Origin of the sequence: Amycolatopsis sp. EV170708-02-1, from assembly GCF_022479115.1 — a bacterium.
In the GTDB taxonomy this organism is placed as follows: Bacteria; Actinomycetota; Actinomycetes; order Mycobacteriales; family Pseudonocardiaceae; genus Amycolatopsis.
Window position 1 is genome coordinate 9,010,575 of sequence record NZ_CP092497.1, and the last position, 16,192, is coordinate 9,026,766.

At 68.7% G+C, this 16,192-nt stretch carries 16 protein-coding genes; 8 read left to right on the forward strand and 8 right to left on the reverse strand.

The genetic code is table 11. The features are described 5' to 3' along the window. Window position 1: 1 nt before the first annotated feature. Genes MJQ72_RS41350 through MJQ72_RS41360 form a run of 3 tightly spaced genes read right to left on the reverse strand, consistent with a single transcriptional unit; the run spans window position 2 to window position 2,593 of the window. Entirely contained in the window at window positions 2–781 is a 780-nt protein-coding gene (locus MJQ72_RS41350) for an ABC transporter permease (protein WP_240596300.1), read from the reverse strand. Beyond that, entirely contained in the window at window positions 778–1,953 is a 1,176-nt protein-coding gene (locus MJQ72_RS41355; protein ID WP_240596301.1) for an ABC transporter ATP-binding protein, read from the reverse strand. Before MJQ72_RS41355 ends, MJQ72_RS41350 begins: the two co-directional genes overlap by 4 nt. Continuing rightward, window positions 1,946–2,593: an ABC transporter permease gene (locus tag MJQ72_RS41360; RefSeq protein WP_007030477.1), complete on the reverse strand. Its 648-nt coding sequence runs from the start codon at window positions 2,591–2,593 to the stop codon at window positions 1,946–1,948. The genes MJQ72_RS41355 and MJQ72_RS41360 overlap by 8 nt, the downstream gene beginning before the upstream one ends. Window positions 2,594–2,884: 291 nt before the next feature. Between MJQ72_RS41360 and MJQ72_RS41365 the strand changes: the two genes are divergently transcribed. From MJQ72_RS41365 to MJQ72_RS41380, 4 genes are all read left to right on the forward strand, one after another. Continuing rightward, a complete protein-coding gene (locus MJQ72_RS41365) occupies window positions 2,885–3,373 on the forward strand; it encodes a hypothetical protein (protein WP_240596302.1) in 489 nt (162 codons plus the stop codon). A gap of 69 nt (window positions 3,374–3,442) precedes the next feature. After that, a complete protein-coding gene (locus tag MJQ72_RS41370) occupies window positions 3,443–4,216 on the forward strand; it encodes a YcnI family protein (protein WP_240596303.1) in 774 nt (257 codons plus the stop codon). Beyond that, window positions 4,217–4,780 (forward strand): copper resistance CopC family protein, encoded by a 564-nt coding sequence (locus MJQ72_RS41375; RefSeq protein ID WP_240596304.1) that lies wholly within the window; start codon window positions 4,217–4,219, stop codon window positions 4,778–4,780. Continuing rightward, window positions 4,777–5,808, forward strand: a complete 1,032-nt coding sequence (locus MJQ72_RS41380; protein WP_240596305.1) for a copper resistance D family protein — start codon at window positions 4,777–4,779, stop codon at window positions 5,806–5,808. The genes MJQ72_RS41375 and MJQ72_RS41380 overlap by 4 nt, the downstream gene beginning before the upstream one ends. Here MJQ72_RS41380 and MJQ72_RS41385 read toward each other — a convergent pair. Next, the gene (locus MJQ72_RS41385) at window positions 5,805–6,515 is read right to left on the reverse strand and encodes a bifunctional 2-polyprenyl-6-hydroxyphenol methylase/3-demethylubiquinol 3-O-methyltransferase UbiG (RefSeq protein WP_240596306.1); all 711 of its coding nucleotides are present in this window, start codon (window positions 6,513–6,515) and stop codon (window positions 5,805–5,807) included. The genes MJQ72_RS41380 and MJQ72_RS41385 overlap by 4 nt on opposite strands. Window positions 6,516–6,778: 263 nt before the next feature. Here MJQ72_RS41385 and MJQ72_RS41390 point away from each other — a divergent pair, with 263 nt between their 5' ends. Continuing rightward, complete coding sequence (locus MJQ72_RS41390; RefSeq protein ID WP_240596307.1) at window positions 6,779–8,770, forward strand: tetratricopeptide repeat protein; 1,992 nt, start codon at window positions 6,779–6,781, stop codon at window positions 8,768–8,770. A 212-nt stretch (window positions 8,771–8,982) separates the two neighbouring features. Here MJQ72_RS41390 and MJQ72_RS41395 read toward each other — a convergent pair whose 3' ends face one another. Beyond that, complete coding sequence (locus MJQ72_RS41395) at window positions 8,983–9,921, reverse strand: phosphotransferase family protein (protein WP_396426913.1); 939 nt, start codon at window positions 9,919–9,921, stop codon at window positions 8,983–8,985. Then, on the reverse strand, window positions 9,881–11,188 hold the full coding sequence (locus MJQ72_RS41400; RefSeq protein WP_240601554.1) for a helix-turn-helix transcriptional regulator: 1,308 nt from the start codon (window positions 11,186–11,188) through the stop codon (window positions 9,881–9,883). The genes MJQ72_RS41395 and MJQ72_RS41400 overlap by 41 nt, the downstream gene beginning before the upstream one ends. 423 nt (window positions 11,189–11,611) lie before the next feature. Here MJQ72_RS41400 and MJQ72_RS41405 point away from each other — a divergent pair, with 423 nt between their 5' ends. Both MJQ72_RS41405 and MJQ72_RS41410 read left to right on the forward strand, forming a co-directional pair. Then, window positions 11,612–11,986 carry a hypothetical protein gene (locus tag MJQ72_RS41405; RefSeq protein WP_016330535.1) on the forward strand — a complete coding sequence of 125 codons (375 nt, stop codon included), beginning with the start codon at window positions 11,612–11,614 and terminating at the stop codon, window positions 11,984–11,986. 13 nt (window positions 11,987–11,999) lie between these two features. Next, on the forward strand, window positions 12,000–12,425 hold the full coding sequence (locus MJQ72_RS41410; RefSeq protein WP_240596308.1) for a hypothetical protein: 426 nt from the start codon (window positions 12,000–12,002) through the stop codon (window positions 12,423–12,425). A gap of 312 nt (window positions 12,426–12,737) precedes the next feature. On the opposite strand, the gene MJQ72_RS41415 is transcribed toward MJQ72_RS41410, so the two are convergent. Both MJQ72_RS41415 and MJQ72_RS41420 read right to left on the reverse strand, forming a co-directional pair. After that, entirely contained in the window at window positions 12,738–13,994 is a 1,257-nt protein-coding gene (locus MJQ72_RS41415) for an MFS transporter (protein ID WP_240596309.1), read from the reverse strand. Then, the gene (locus MJQ72_RS41420; RefSeq protein WP_240596310.1) at window positions 13,987–15,309 is read right to left on the reverse strand and encodes a GH1 family beta-glucosidase; all 1,323 of its coding nucleotides are present in this window, start codon (window positions 15,307–15,309) and stop codon (window positions 13,987–13,989) included. The genes MJQ72_RS41415 and MJQ72_RS41420 overlap by 8 nt, the downstream gene beginning before the upstream one ends. 126 nt (window positions 15,310–15,435) lie before the next feature. Here MJQ72_RS41420 and MJQ72_RS41425 point away from each other — a divergent pair, with 126 nt between their 5' ends. After that, on the forward strand, window positions 15,436–16,080 hold the full coding sequence (locus tag MJQ72_RS41425; protein WP_240596311.1) for a TetR/AcrR family transcriptional regulator: 645 nt from the start codon (window positions 15,436–15,438) through the stop codon (window positions 16,078–16,080). Window positions 16,081–16,192: the final 112 nt, after the last annotated feature.

The following is a 16,192-nucleotide window of genomic DNA, read 5'->3' on the forward strand; positions in this document are numbered from 1 at the left end:
GTCAGCGCAGTCCCTTCGGTCCGAAGAACTGTTCCGCCACCGCGCCGAGCCAGTCCACCAGCAGTGCCAGCGCGACGGCGAGCACCGAGCCGGTGATCAGCACCTTCGTCAGGTTGAGCTTGTAGCCGGTGTCGATCAGCAGGCCGAAGCCACCGGCGTTGACGAACATGCCGAAGGTCGCCGTGCCGACGGCCAGCACCAGCGAGGTCCGCAGGCCGGCCAGGATCAGCGGGATGGCCAACGGGAACTCGACCCGCCACAGCACCCCGGAGGCCGACATGCCGATCCCGCGGCCCGCGTCGATCAGTGACGGATCGACCTGTTGCAGGCCGACCATCGTGTTCCGCAGCACCGGAAGCAGCGAGTAGAACGCCAGCGGCAGCGCGGCGACCCACAGCCCGCCGGTGGCGCCGGTGACGATGAACCACAGCACCAGCACGCCCAGCGCGGGCGCCGCCTGGCCGATGTTCGCGACCGCCAGGAAGACCGGCGCCGCCCATTTCGCCCACGGCCGCGTCACGAGCACGCCGAGCGGCACCGCGACGGCGACCACGATCGCGGTGACCACGACGGTCATCGCCAGGTGGTCGCGCAGCGCGGCGAACAGCCCGGCGGCGTTGAGGGTCTCCTTCTCCGTCGCGGTCAGGTCACTGCTGAACACCCAGATCAACACCCCGGCGACGATCAGCAGCACCGCGGCGGGCTGGGCGAACAGCCGGACCCGTTCGGCGCTTCTCGACGAGGATTCGGTGGAAAAGCCGGTATCGACGGTGGCCGTCATGCGGTCACACCTTCCGCCGGGCTGTCGTCGGAGTGCTCCTCGCGCAGCTGCTGGATCGTCGAGATGACTGTGTCGAGCTCGATCGTGCCGGCGTATTCGCCGCGCGCGCCGGTCACCGGGACGCTGCCGCCCTCGGCGAGCATGGCTTCGAGCGCGTCCTGCAGGGTCGACTGGAGGCTGACGTAGTCGCGCAGCGGTTTGCCCGCGGTGGACAGCGACGTCGCCTTGGTCAGCTCGCGGACGTGCACCCACCGCATCGGACGGCGCCGCTGATCGAGCACCAGCACGAAATGCTTGCGCTGCTGCGTGAGCTTCTCGCGCACCTCGGACGGCGACTCGCTCACCGTCGCGGTGAGCGCGTCCTGCTTCAGCTCGACGTCGCGGACCCGCAGCAGCGTCAGCTGCTTCAGCGAGGCACCGGCGCCGACGAAACCGGCGACCGTGTCGTCGGCCGGGTTCGCGAGGATCGCGTCCGGGGTGTCGTACTGCAGGATCCGCGACTGGTTGCCCAGCACCGCGATCTTGTCGCCGAGCTTCACGGCCTCGTCGAAGTCGTGGGTGACGAAGACGATCGTCTTCTTCAGCTCGGTCTGGAGCCGCAGCAGTTCGTCCTGCAGGTTGCCGCGGGTGATCGGGTCGACCGCGCCGAACGGCTCGTCCATCAGCAGCACCGGCGGGTCGGCCGCGAGCGCCCGCGCGACGCCGACACGCTGCTGCTGCCCACCGGACAGCTGACGCGGGAACCGGTCGCGGAAATCGGCCGGGTCCAGCCCGACCAGGTCCATCATCTCCTCGACCCGGTCGTTGACCTTCTTCTTGTCCCAGCCGAGCAGCCCCGGCACCACCGCGATGTTCTGCGCGACGGTGAAATGCGGGAAGAGCCCGGCCTGCTGGATCGCGTAGCCGATGCGACGGCGCAGCGTGTCGACATCGAGCTTCAGCGCGTCGTCGCCGCCGATGGTGATACGGCCCGACGTCGGCTCGATCAGCCGGTTGATCATGCGCATGGTCGTGGTCTTGCCACAGCCGGACGGGCCGACGAAGACCACGATCTTGCCCGCGGGCACCACCATCGAGAAGTCGTCGACGGCCGGCTCCCGGGTCCCGGGGTAGCGCTTCGTGACGTTCTCCAGCTCGATCTCGACGCCGGATACGGTTTCGGACTCAGCCACGGACACCCCTAGAGACGGTCAAACGGTTGATCAGTACGTAAACGGCGTCGAGGACCAGCGCCAGGACGACCACGCCGAGCGTCCCGGTCAACGCCTGGTTGAGGGAGTTCGTGCTCCCCGCGTTGGTGAGGCCGGAGAAGACCTCCGAGCCGAGGCCCGGGCCTTTCGCGTAGGCCGCGATGACCGCGATACCCATGAGCATCTGCGTCGCGACCCGCATCCCGGCGAGGATCGCCGGCCAGGCGAGCCGCAGCTCCACCCTGGTCAGCACGCCGAACCGGCTCATGCCGATGCCGCGCGCCGCGTCACTGACCGCCGGATCGACGCCGCTCAGCCCGACGATCGTGTTCCGCACGATCGGCAGCAGCGCGTAGAGCACGAGCGCGATGACGGTGGTGTTCGCGCCGAGGCCGAACACCGGGATGAGCAGCCCGAGGAGGGCGAAGGAGGGGACGGTGAGGATCGTGCTCGCCAGCGCCGTGGCCACGGCCGACCCGATCGGGCTGCGGTAGACGGCGACGCCGATCACCACGCCGAGGACGGCGGCCAGGATCGTGCACTGCACGACCGCGCTGACATGGAGGAGCCCTTGGAGGGCGAGTCTGTCCCACCGATCCGAGATGTACTCGAAGAGGTTCATCGCGTGCTGGTTCTCCCGCCGCCTCTGGGTGAGACTCCTCACCCATTCGGAGTAGCTGTATCGGGAGCCTGACTACCCAAAACGCTCGCGGTCAAACCCCTGTTTACCGCCTTTTATCCCGCCAACCTGCCCGATCCGGCCCGATCGGGCAAACGCACGCGCCGTCTTTCACGCTGCTCAGCAGCCGGGAGGACGTCGACCACTCGGCTGGGCGTCGAATACTCTTCACCCGTGAGTAAAGGCAGCCATCACCGAAGCGCGTTACGCGTTGTGCGTGGTGGCTTGCTCGGCGTGAGTTCCGCGGCGCTGGCCGTGACCGCTCACATGATCGGGGACGGCGACCTCCCCGATACGGCGATGACGTTGTTGCTCACCGTGCTGATCGGCTGGAACGCCGCCGCGCTCGCCGCGAAGGCCCGCGGACCGCTGGCCACCATCGTCGACCTCGGCGCCGGTCAGGTCGTGATGCACCTCGTGCTCAGTTCGCTGAGCAGTCACCAGCCACACACCGAGCCCGCCCCGATCTCGGGCGGCCTCGCGATGACCGTCGCGCACGTCGTCGCCACCCTGATCACCGCGTTGCTGCTGGCCAAGGCCGACGGCCTGCTGCTCGGCGTCCTCTCCTGCCTGCGCGCGCTGGTCCCCTTCATCCTCAACGCGCTCCCGGTGCCCGCCGCGGTGGCGTCGCCGGTGCTCGCCCGTCCGGCGGGCCCCGGCCACCTCGTCCGCGTGGACCTCCGCCGCGTCCACGGCAGGCGCGGCCCGCCGCTGTTCTCCTGAACCCACGACATCCCCCGTAATCCGGCGAGGCCCCCGAGCCCGCCGTCCCAGTCACGTTCAGGAGTTTTCGTGTCCAAGCACGTCTTCAAGCGCGCCGGTTTCCTGGCCGCCGCCGTCGGTATCGCCGGCCTGCTGTCCGCCGGGGTCGCCTCGGCCCACGTCACCGCCAACGTCTACGGCCCCCAGCCCGCGAAGGGCGGCTACGGGTCGATCTTCTTCCGCGTCCCCAACGAGGAGAAGGACGCCGGCACGGTCAAGGTCGAGATCACCGTCAAGCCCGAGTACGCGCTCACCTCCGTGCGCGCCAAACCGCTTCCCGGCTGGAAGGCCGAGGTCGTCAAGGCCAAGCTGCCCGCCCCGGTGACCACCGACTCCGGCACGCAGATCACCGAGGCCGTCACCAAGGTCTCCTGGACCGCCGAGCCCGGTAACAAGATCGCCGCCGGGTCGACCGAGTTCCAGGAGTTCCAGATCAGCGCGGGCAAGTTCCCGGCCAACGTCGACACGATCGAGTTCCCCGCCACCCAGACCTACGAGAACGGCAAGGTCGTCGAGTGGAACCAGCCGACCCCGGCCTCCGGTGAGGAGCCCGAGCACCCCGCGCCGACGGTGAAGCTCGCCGAGAAGAGCGCCGACGGACACGGTGGCGGCCACGGCACGGACACCAAGGCCACGGCCGAGGAGTCGCACGCCGCGTCTTCGTCGTCCGACAACACCGCCCGCTGGCTCGGCGGCGCGGGCCTGGTCGTCGGCGCGCTCGGCCTCGGCGTCGGCGCGGGTGCCACCCTGCGCGCCCGCCGCGCCACCGCCGTCTCCGGCAAGAGCGACACCGAAGGAAAGTAAATGCGTAAAGCGATCGTCGCGCTGGCGATCACCGGGGTGGCGTGGCTCGCCACGGCCACCCCGGCGCTGGCGCACAACGTCCTGATCTCCTCCGACCCGGCGAAGGGCGCGTCGCTCGCCGCCGGGCCCGCGAAGATCACGCTCACGTTCGACCAGTACGTCCAGAACGCGAACGTCAACCAGATCGCGGTCATCGGACCGGGCGGCGGCCAGTGGGCCGAAGGCCAGGTCGAGGTCCGCGACAGCGTCGTGACCGTGCCGCTGCGGCCGCTCGGCCCGGCGGGCGAGTACAAGATCGGCTACCGGATCCTGTCCGCGGACGGGCACGCCGTGACCGGTGAGGTGCCGTTCACCCTCACCGCGGCGGGCACCGGAACCCCGGCGAGCGCCGATGCCGCGCGCAGCAACGCGGGCCAGGCCGAGACCACCCCGGCGACCGGCGGCGAAGGCTCCTCCGGCGTGCCGATCTGGGTGTGGATCGCGGGCGCCGTCGTGCTGCTCGCCGTCGGACTGACCGTCGCGCTGCGCACCGGCGCCGGTGACAAGGAGAAGAGCGGCTCATGACCCAGGCCGAGACCACCTCGCGCGCCCGCGTCGCCGTCCTGTTCTGCGTGGTGACGGCGGGGATCGTCGGCGCCCTGATCGGGGTCGCGCTGACGGCGACCGCCCCCGTGCCCGGGGTCGCGCAGGTCAGCGAGGTGGTCTCGGTCTCGATCCCGATCGTTCGGGTACTGCTGGACATCTCGGCGGTCGCGACGATCGGGCTGGCGCTGCTTTCGGTACTGGTCGGCTACGACCGGCCGAAGCTCTCCGAGCCGATCATGCGGATCGCGCGGCCCGCGAGCGTCGCGGCCGCGCTGATCTGGGCGACCACCGCGCTCGTCGCGCTGATCCTGCAGACCGCCGAATACCGGCCGGGCTCCAGCACGCTGTCGATGTCGGACGTCGGGAGCTACATCGCCGACGTCGGCGCCGGGAAGGCGCTGCTGATCGTCGCGGTCTTGGCCCTGCTGCACGCCGGGCTCGGGATCCTCGCGCTGAAACACGGCGAGAAGGTGCCCGCCGAGGTCCGCGTCGGGCTGGGGCTGTTCGCGCTGCTCCCGCTGCCGGTCACCGGTCACGCGTCGAACTGGAACTACCACGACTACACGATGATCTCGATGGAACTGCACGTCATGAGCGCCGTCGCCTGGACCGGCGGACTCGGCGCGATGGCGGTGCTGCTCGTCGGGAACCGGACACTCCTGGCGCACGCGCTGCCGCGGTTCTCCAAACTGGCGACGCTGTGCCTGATCCTCGGCGCGGCGACCGGGCTGTTCAACGGGCTGATCGAGATCTCGCTCAACCCGTCGCTCGGCTTCTGGGAAGGCGTCTTCACCACGCCGTACGGGCAACTGGTGCTGTTGAAGCTGCTGTGCACCGGCGTGATCGCGGGCCTCGGCGCGTACACGCGCTGGAAGCTGATGCCGCAGATCGTCCGGCACAACCGCACCGCGCTGGCCGCGTGGGCGACGCTGGAGCTGACGGTGATGGGGCTCGCGTTCGGCTTCGCCGTCGTCCTCACGCGAGCCCCGGTCGTCCCGACGTCTTAGGCCTTCTTGTCCAGCGAGACGATCATCAACGTCTCGGTCGACTCGGGTTCGAAGCGCACCTCGGCGATCCCGGACAGCTCTTCGTTGACGCTCACCCGGCCGTCGTGATTCCAGACGACGAGGTCGTCGCCTTCACGGCAGAAGTTCCACTGGTGCAGCCCGAAGTAGTTCTCGCGCTCGCCCTCGTTCACGTTGAGCATCAGCACGACGGCGTGGCCCGGCTTGACGACCTCGAGCATCTGACGGGTGCCGAGCACCGGGTCGTACACGTGGTCCAGCGCGTTCTGGCAGTACACCAGGTCGAAGTGGTTCACCGGGAACACCTCGGAGAGCTTCTCCACCTCGGCGTCCTGGGTGGCCACCAAGGGAGTCAGCTCCAGCTCGGCGAGGAGGTCGTTGTACCGGTCGGCGAGCGGGTCGACCGGGGTGATCTCCACCGTGCGGCCGGGCCACACCTTGCCGACACAGGTCAGCGGCCCGGCGCCGACGTCGAGGATGCGCACCGTCGATCTCTCCGGCGCGAACGATTCGAGGTTGCGCGTCAGATGCGGCTGGTTCCGCAGGTCCGAGTCCGGGCTGGTCCGCCATTCGTAGTCGTTGAACCCTCCACCGGCGAACGCCTCGGGACCACCGGAGAGCCAGATCCTCCAGTGGTCCAGCTCGTTCGACAGTCCTTCTTGCCAGCGGGTCTTGCCTGCTGTGCTCATCGTTCCTTCTTTCACTCGTTAGAAGCCTTGCGCCCCATGTCGGCCACAATCTACCGACCGTCGAGCTGTGACAGTGTTTGCTCCATCCGGCCGCATTTGGGCGATTTCGCTGTCCTCCCCCGAGCTCCACCGGGATGCTCTACGCGTTCGCTGGGGTTAACCCGAAGAGGGGATGGTTGATGGGCGGCCCGTTGCCGGGTGAAAGCGAAGTCAGCACGCCACAGGTACCGCGGCAGCGATCGGCGGTCAGGCTCACCAGGCAGGTGAGTTCGGGCCCGCGCCAGCTCCCGCCCGCGCCCGCGCATTTCACCAACCGCGCCGCCGAACTCGCGCTGCTGGAGAAGCTGCTGGCCCAGCACGACACCGACGGGCCGGCCGTGCAGCTGATCAGCGGCCAGGGCGGGATCGGGAAGACCGCGCTGGCCACCGCGTGGGCCCGGCACCTCGGCGATCGGTTCCCGGACGGGCACCTGTGGGCGGATCTCGGCGGGTTCAGCACCAACGGGCCACTCTCGGCGAACGAAGCGCTCGGCCGGTTCCTCCGCGCGCTGGGCGTTCCACCGGAGGGGCTGCCCTCGGACGTCGAGGAGCTCACGGCCCTTTACCGCACGACGACCGCCGAACGGCCGTTGCTCGTGCTGCTCGACAACGCCGGATCGACCGAACAGGTGCTGCCGCTGCTGCCCGCCGGTGAGGGAAGCCTCGTGATCGTGACTTCGCGACGCCGAATGGGCAGGCTCCAGACCGAACATCGCGCGCGGCTGGTCGAGCTGGCCCCGTTCGGTTCCGCGCACAGCGCCGAACTGCTCGGCCGCGCGGTCGGCGCGGAGCGGGTCGGCGCCGAAGCCGCGCGGGCGCGGGACATCGCCGAGCTGTGCGGCGGCCTGCCGATCGCCCTCACCACGGTCAGCGCCAAGCTGGCCGGACGGCCGAAGATGTCGCTGGAGAAGATCGCCACCGAACTGGGGAAGGAATATCGTCGACTGGCCACGCTGTCGACGAAAGAGGCGCAATCGGTGGAAGCCAGCTTCAACCTCTCCTACGACGAGCTCCCCTCCGACGCGGCCGCGCTGTACGCGGCACTCGGGCTCCACCCCGGCCCTGATTTCGGGGTCGGCGTGGCGGCCGCGTCGATCGCCGTCCGCGAGGAGGTCGCCGAAGACCTGCTGGACCAGCTCGTCGACGTCGGACTGCTGATCGACCGCGGTGACGACCGGTACACCTTCCACGACCTCGCGCGGCTGCACGCCAAGGAGAAGACGGCGGGCAACGAGTACGACCGCGACATCGCGGTGCGCCGCATGCTCGAGTGGTACCTCTTCACCGCCTCGAAGACCACCGTCATGACGGTCCCCGACCAGGACCCGATCCCGTACCGCTACGAGTACCGGCCACCGTCCCCGATGTCGTTCGAGTCTTCCGACGAAGAACTCGCCTGGCTGGAACTCGAACGCGAGAACCTCATCGCCGCCGTCAAGACCGCCGAAACCTGGCAGCTGCCCGAACTGGGCTGGCAGCTCGCCGCCGCGATGTGGCCGCTCTTCCTGCTGCGCAAGCACTATCCGGACTTCCTGGAGGTGAGCCAGGCCGGTGTGCGCTGCGCGCGGGCTTGGGGCAACGCCTCCGCGGAAGCCCTGATGCACAACCGCGCCGGCGCCGCCTGCCGCGGCACCGGCCGGTTCGACGAGGCCGTCTCGCATTACGAGGCGGGACGCGAAACGGCGCGGAAGGCAGGCAACGAGGTCGTCGAGATCCGGTCGGTGGAAGGCCTCGGCCTGGTCGCGCTGGCACAGGGCAGGCTGGACGACGCGGTGCGGTGGTTCACCGAAGATCATCGCCTGAGCGAAGGCCAGGACCGCACGCACGACGTCGGGCTCGCGCTGATCAACCTCGGCTCGACCCAGCTCAAGGCCGGACGGGCCGAACCGGCGATCGAGCATCTCACCCGCGCTCGCGAGGTGCTGGCCGCCGACCCCTACAACGTGGCCCGCGCCCGGACCGATCTCGGCCGCGCCCTCACCGCGACCGGGAATCTCGCGGCCGCGCGGACCGAACTCGAAGCGTCGCTGAGCACCATGGAGGCCAGCGGGTCGAGGTTCGAGGTGGCCAGGGCCCTGTCCGCGTTCGGCGAGGTCGCCGAGGCGGAAGGGAACACCGACGAGGCGAAGCGGTACTACGACCGGGCGTTGCCCATCCTCGTCGGCCTCGGCCGGCCGGAGGCTGACGCTCTGCGCACACGGCTGGAACGGCTGTGACCCCACGGCACCGATCGGTACTCAGCGACCGAGTGAACGCGCCGACCTGAATGACTCAGCGTAGCTGCAAGTTGCACATTTGGGGGAGCATTGGGCCGGGAGAAGTGATTAGCCCGGGCGAATTCGTCACCGTTTGATCGACGAATTCGGACAAGCGACGAACGGTCATTCGCCATCGGCGAATGCACGTGCAGATGCCTTTCCCGGGTGAGTCAGCGATACCGGTTCCAGCGGGCGCCGGTGCGTCCGTTCCGGAGATCGTTCAATCGTTTTCGCAGCTCATCCCGCACGCTGGGATGACTCCGGAGAATGGGGAGAACACTCGTCGTGAGCTTCAGTTCACGGATCGCGCGCAGTACCGAGAACCCGGACCACGTGGTCACGTCGAATCCGTACCGCTGCGCGAACACGCGATAGCGGGCCGGTGGATCACCGAACCGTTCATGGCCGACGGCGAGCGGCGTCAGATCCCATTCCGGCGGCCCGACACAGGACGAATCGAAATCGCACAGCACCGGCCCGTCCGGTCCGGGGATCACGTTCCCGGTGTGCGCGTCGCCGTGGACGAGGCCCCTGGGCAGGGGGAAGTCGAGGTCCGCGAGCGCGGCTTCGACCTCGGCGCAGCGTTCGAGCAGGAACCGCCGGTCGCCCTCGTCCAGCTCCTCCGCGTCCGAAACCCGGGCACGGACCGCGGCGAACGGCGCCCATTCGGCGAGTCCCGCGGGCGGCGGGAGCGCGTGGACCTGGCGCAGCAGCGCGGCGAGGTCGGCCGACTTCGCCTTCCGTCCGGTCTCGGGCACCATCCACCAGACCGTGACGAGATGTTCGCCCACCGGCAACGGCTGGTCGAAGCCCGGAACGAGGCGGATGGCCGGCACCGAGTGCCGTTCGAAATGCCGCGCGACCCGCACGACCGTGCCGACCCGATGCCGCAGGCGGGTGGAGCCGACGATCCGGACGACGAACGGCGCGCTCGCCAGCTCGTAGACGGCGTTGTTGGTGAACCTCAGCAGGCGGGCGCCTTCGGGGTCCACGCCCAGCAGATCGCACGTCCGCCCGAGGGCGTCGCGCAGGATCGCGGGCGTGAACCGGCCGCCCGGACCGGTCGGCTCAGGCGGCGTAGAAGGAGTTGAGGCGATCGGCGAGGTCACGGGCGTCGGCGTTGTTCCGGCGGCGTTCCGCCTCGACCTGCAGTGGCCGCATCCGGTCCTTCACCCGCTCCGACTTGATGCCCTCGGCACAGTCGACGGCCTTCGAGCCCACCTTGGCGCCATGATCGAGATCGCCTTCGAGCAGGTGGTTCGTGGCCAGCGCGCTGAGCATGAACGTCTTGCTGCGGGCCATGTCGTCGGTGTAGGACTCGACGGCCTTGGTCAGCGCCGGGATCGCGTACTTGGTGTGCTCGGCGTTCTTCGCGGCGAGCACGGTGTGCACGGTGCCGATCATGGCGTAGACATCGGTCTCGGTGAAGAACTTGACCCAGGATTCGGCCTCGGCCAGGTTGGCGCGGGCGAACTCGTCCTTGCTCCGGCCGAGCAGCTTCACGGCCTGTTCCTCGTTGCCCATCATCGCGTAGGCCCAGGCCTCGTTGGCGCAGAGCACGGCGACCGCCAGCTCGGAGCCCGATTCCTGGGCGGCGATCTGGCCGAGCTGGAACAGTTTCAGCGCGTCGTTGGGCGCGTCCTGGTGCAGGTAGACGCGGCCCATCCGGTAGAGGACGTTGGCGACCAGCGGGTGGTTGTCGCCCTGTTTGGCCAGGTCCAGCGCGTTCGCGAAATGTCCGCGCGCGGAATCCATGAGGCCGGTGTCGAAGGAGGTCCAGCCCGCCAGGCTGTGCAGGTCGGCGAGGGCGACGTACAGGCGGTTCTTGACCATCTCGGTGCCGTTGGACTCGAGCATCTGCTGCCCCCAGGACAGCTGCGCGACCACGGCGTCGCGGCAGAAACCGCCGCCGTACTGGTAGTCGAGGGACCGGAGCGCTCTGGTCGCGGCTTCCACCTGGCGGACGTCGGTCATCCCGATCCGCCCGGGGGCGGGCGTCTTCGCGGGGCCCGCCGACCACGTACCCGATTCCGGACCGAACACCGCCGCACCCATCGTGACCTGGGCGGCGTGCGCGAGGAACCTCCGTCGCTTCACGGACTCGTCCTCCTCCGCCTGCTGGCCGTCGGCAGCACCGACGACCTTTATCGCTGTCGCCTCGTCATAGGCGAGACCCATGTATCCCCTGGGGACACCAAGGCCGTCAGCGATGCGGGTGAGCACGTCGTACGCCATCACCTGGCGACCCTTGAGGATCTCGGACACCTCGGACTGCGACTGGCCGGTCATCGCGGCGATCTGACGCTGCGAAACACCGTGCTTGCGCAACAGCCGGTACACGGAGGAAATCTCCCGTGTGGCCAGTGCGGCTCGCATCTCCGGCTGCTCCCAGGCATCCGGTGGCACGGGGTGACTCTGGCGACCCGAACCGCTTGCAGCGTCCGAGCCGGCGACAGCGCCGCCACCGATACTGGCGTCCATTGCGCCCCCTCACAGTTCCGTTGGGGTCGAGAAACAGCGTAGGCACACCTATTCAACCGTGCGAAACACCGGATCGCCCGTCGTGATCGGCCCGGCAGAAGTCGTTTGACCGCTTACCGTGAAACCTCGTCCGGTCACCGCTATGACGGCGGTTCGACCTTCTATCGCACTCGGTTTCACATCACTGTAGTTGTCAGATCTCCGTGACCGACCGGCCACCGGCCGCGATCACAGAGAGCTACCAAGTCTCCGAACCCCCTAAAGGTGCGGACACGCGGATACGAAGACGACGTGGAACGAGAGAGCGGAGAAGAGCCAGTGGAGTTCGTGGACTCGATCGCAACAGGCTCCATCACCGCGGGACGGCCCGGTATGGCCACGCGCCACCTGCGTGCGGCCGGCCCCGCCGGTCAGCAGACGGTCGCGGTGGCCCCCGGCGCGAACCGTCCGGTCTCCCCTTCCGCCCCGGTCGACCCCCGTACCGCGAGTGTGCGCCGTTACGAAGGCGGACAGCTGGTCTGGCGGGTGCAGTGCGGCGATCTCATCAGCCGTGAACGCGCCGTCACCGTGTTCGTCGAAGACAACCAGGTGGTTCTCGTCTCGCCGCCAGGAGAGACCGCGCGCCTGACGTCCGGCCAGCTCGGACAGCTCAGGGCAGCGCTCAACGAAGCCGCCAAAATGGCGGAAAGGTAACGGTGAGTTCTCCGTGGATCAGGTCCTAGGGCAAGTTCTCCGCAACGCGGTTTGGGAACGCCTCGACATGCTCTCCGATCTCGCGAACCGGGCCGACGCGCAGTCGCTCGTATCGGTCGCCCGCTCGGAGCTCCCCCGGCTCGCCGAAGGCTGGCGCGCGATGCTTCAGGCGCACGAGCCCGACGAGCGTGGGGACTGCCCCACCTGCTCGACCCGCTGGCACAAGTGCAAGGCCCCCTGTTCGGTATGGCAGGTCGCGCACGAGCACCTGGTCGCCGGCGGCCTCGCCCCCCAGCAGATCGCGGCCACCCAGGACCACCGGCGCGAAAGCCGCCGCCGCGTCCCGGGGCAGAGCCGTGGCGCGAGCCCGGCCGAAACCACCGGCAGGCACGCGCTGGTCAACCCGCGTCGTGCCGCCATCGGTGGCGTGCACGCTTGAGAAGCCGGCGAGTGAACGGCGGTCCGAGCAGCCCCCTCGGCAACCACGCCACGATCTCGCCTTCGCCGGCGGCGGTTCGCGCGTACCCCCGAACGCGACGAGCCGCTCTCGGTAATCACTCCGGTCCCCACCGCGATTAATCGAAAATTATCGGCAGAACACCTAGCGAAGGCAGTAATCGGTCGCTAGGTTGATGATCACAAACGCAGCGCGATACCTGCCCCGGAGCGCGCTGTCATCCCCCGAACCCCGCGGGCCGGTGCCGTTGCACTCCCCTCCCCCGACCGGCACCGGTCCGCGGTCTCCAAACTTCTAACTGACGCCTTTCACCCGCGTGACCAGCACCGCGGCGATGACGGTGGACAGCGCCGAAGCCGCGAAGAGGCTCGGATATCCGCCCAGGTAGGCCAAGATCGGCGCGGTCAGCATCGGCGCCACCACCTGCGGCAGCGAGTTCGCGATGTTGATGACCCCGAGGTCCTTCGCCCGGTCCTGCGCGGTGGGCAGCACCTGCGTGAGCATCGCCAGCGCGACGGCCATGTACGCGCCGAAACCGACTCCCAGCAGCGGTGACGCCGCGAGCGCGGCCGTCCAGTTCTGCCAGACGACCAGCAGCAGGGCGGCGACGGCCATCACCGCCGACGCCGCGAGGACGTACGGCTTCCGGCGTCCCGTCTTGTCGGAGAAGTGCCCGGCGATGAGCGCGCCGACGATGAGCGCCGCGCCGTAGAGACCCATCATGATCAGCAGTCCGGTGTCCGGATCTTCGTAGTGCACCGCGTCCTTGAGGAAGAACAGCAGGTACAGCGTCCCGAAGGCGTTGCCGAGGTTGATCATGAAGTGGCAGCCCCACGCCCAGGCGAAATCCGGATGCCTGCGCGGGGAGATCCACAGATTCGCGAGCACGTCCCGGACGCGCGCGGACGGCCGGAACGCGACCGGCAGCCGCGCGTCCGGCGTGCGCAGGACGAACGCCGCCGCGCCCGCCAGCACGACGGCCGCGCACACCGCGTATCCCAGCGGGAGCCCGGCGAGGTCGAGCATCACCACGACCACCACCGCGCCGAGCACGGTCCCGAGCATCTGGGCGATGCCGACCAGGCCGCCGACCTGAGCGCGCTGGGGTACGGGCACCCGGTCGGCGATGGCCGACACCAGCATCGCGAGCATCCCGTTCAGTCCCGCCTGGACGAGGCACCAGCCGAGCACCATGACCGCGACGTTCGGGGCGAACGCGAGGACGAGCAGTCCGGCGGCGGCGACCGCCGCACCGGCCGTCGTCCACGGATGCCGGCGGCCCCTGGCGGAGCAGGTCCGGTCGGACAGCAGGCCGACGGCCGGGTTGGCGATCAGCGCGACGACCGCGCCGATGCCGGTGACCAGGCTGAACACGGCTTCCTTGTTGGCGGCGTCCAGCAGTTCGGCCTGCTTCGGCAGGAGGACCTGGATGGGCGCGTAGACCCCCAGCCAGAGCGCGATGTTCGCGAAGAACAGCAGGCTCATCCACCCCGCGCGGACCCTGGCGACCGGCTCGGCGAGCGCCTCGGGCAGCTCCCGGACCTCACTCATGGCGGATCAATTTCCGGTACCAGCCGAAGGAGTCCTTCGGTGTGCGCTTCAGGGTTTCGTAGTCGATGTGCACCAGACCGAAGCGCGGCTGGTAGCCCTTCGACCATTCGAAGTTGTCCATCAGCGACCAGACGAAGTACCCGCGGATGTCGACGCCGGCGTCCATCGCTTCGCGCACCGCGACGAGGTGACTGTCGAGGAAGTCGATGCGTTCCTGGTCGTGGACGTGGCCGTCTTCGGCGACGACGTCGTCGAAGCTGCAACCGTTTTCGGTGATGTAGACGGGCGGGAGGTGCTCGCGGTAGCGCTCGTGGAAACCGACGAGCAGCTCGCGCAGCCCGTGCGGGACGATCGGCGAATCGTTGGTGGTCGTGGGATACCCCTCGATCGCGCGAAGCTCGAAGGGAAGCGGATTGCCTTCGCCGGGCGCGGCGACGCCCTGCGGCTCGTAGTAATTCACCCCGTAGAAGTCGAGGGGCTGCGCGATGGTCGGCAGATCGTCGGCGAAACCCGCCGGGAGATGCGGGACGACTTGTTCGGGATAACGGCCGAGCAGCACCGGATCCGCGTAGGTGCGATTGATGAGGGCGTCGATCCATTCGCCCGCGGCCTTGTCTTCCGGCGAATCGGTGGCGGGCCAGATCGGCGAATGGTTGTTGGCCGTGCCGACGCTGCGGGCCCCGGCCGCGCGGAGCGCTTGGACCGCGAGACCGTGCGCGAGATTCTGATAGTGCGCGGTGGGCAGGGCGTCGAGCAGGAGTGTCTTGCCGGGCGCGTACTCGCCGATCGCGTAGCCGAAGATCGACATGACCATGGGCTCGTTGAGCGGGATCCACATTTTCACCCGATCGGAGAACCGCTCGCCCACGATGGCGGCGTACTCGGCGAAGCGTTCGGCGGTATCACGGGAAAGCCAGCCGCCCTTGTCTTCGAGCGCTTGCGGGAGGTCCCAATGGAAGAGCGTCCCGGTCGGCGCGATACCGGCGGCGCAGACCTCGTCGAGCAATTCGTCATAGAAGGCAAGGCCTTCGGCGTTGGGCTTGCCTTCGCCGTCGGGCTGGATCCTGGGCCAGGCGAAGGACATGCGGTAGGCGCCGACACCGAGTTCGGCCATCAGCGCGACGTCCTCGGAGTAGCGGTGGAAGTGATCGGCCGCTACCTTGGCGTGCTCAGCCCGCGCGATCTTTCCCTCCGTTTCGGTGAACGTGTCCCAAATGGACTGTCCTCGGCCGCCTTCCCCGGTCGCCCCCTCGATCTGGAAGGCGGAGGTCGATACACCCCACAGGAATTCGGACGGGAAGGTCGGATTCTCCACCGGCGACGCACCTTTCCTCTTCAGACTCGGCCGAACATGAAAAGTTCTCAGATACTATGCCTTCACTCGACCGGGGGGAACCCTGTCGGCACGATAAAGTCGCAGATCAGCGAAGGAGGAGCCCGAGTGTCCGACATCCAGGCCGCGAAACCGCAAGCGGAGACGACTCCGCTCCGGCGGCAGCCCGTTCAGCAGCGCAGCGCCAAGCGGGTGGAGCAGATGCTCGACGCCAGCGCCCAGCTGATCGACGAACTCGGCTACGACGCGTTGACGACCACGCTGATCGCGAAGCGCGCCGGGGTGGCCGTCGGTTCGCTGTACCAGTTCTTCCCCGACAAGCGGGCCGTGGTGCAGGCGCTGACGCAGCGGAACCTCGAACGGTTCGTCGCCTCGGTGTCGGAAACCCTGAACGAACTCGCGCCCGAGCACTGGTGGGACGTCGTGGACTCGATCCTCGACATCTACCTCGACATGCACCGCGAGGTCCCCGGCTTCTCGAAGGTCCACTTCGGTGACGTCGTGGACCGGCAGCTCCTCGACGAGACGCGCGACAACAACGCGGTCATCGTCGACGCGCTCACCGACGTGCTCGCCGCGCGGATCCAGTCGCCGCCGGACGACATCCGGTTCGCGCTGACGATCGCGAACGAGACCGCCGACGCGCTGCTGAAGCTGGCTTTCCGCCGAGACCCGCGCGGGGACGAGCGGATCGTGGCGGAGGCGAAGTCGGTCGTGAAGGGCTACTTGGCGAGCAAGTTCGGCGAGGCTTGAGTTTCTTGGGGTTCCGGCTTCTCTTGGGGTTCCCAATGTCGCATTCGAGTCGCTGAGCGTCCCTGATGCGACATTGGGGACCCTCAGGCGGGCCCGCCTTGGTGCCGAAGGA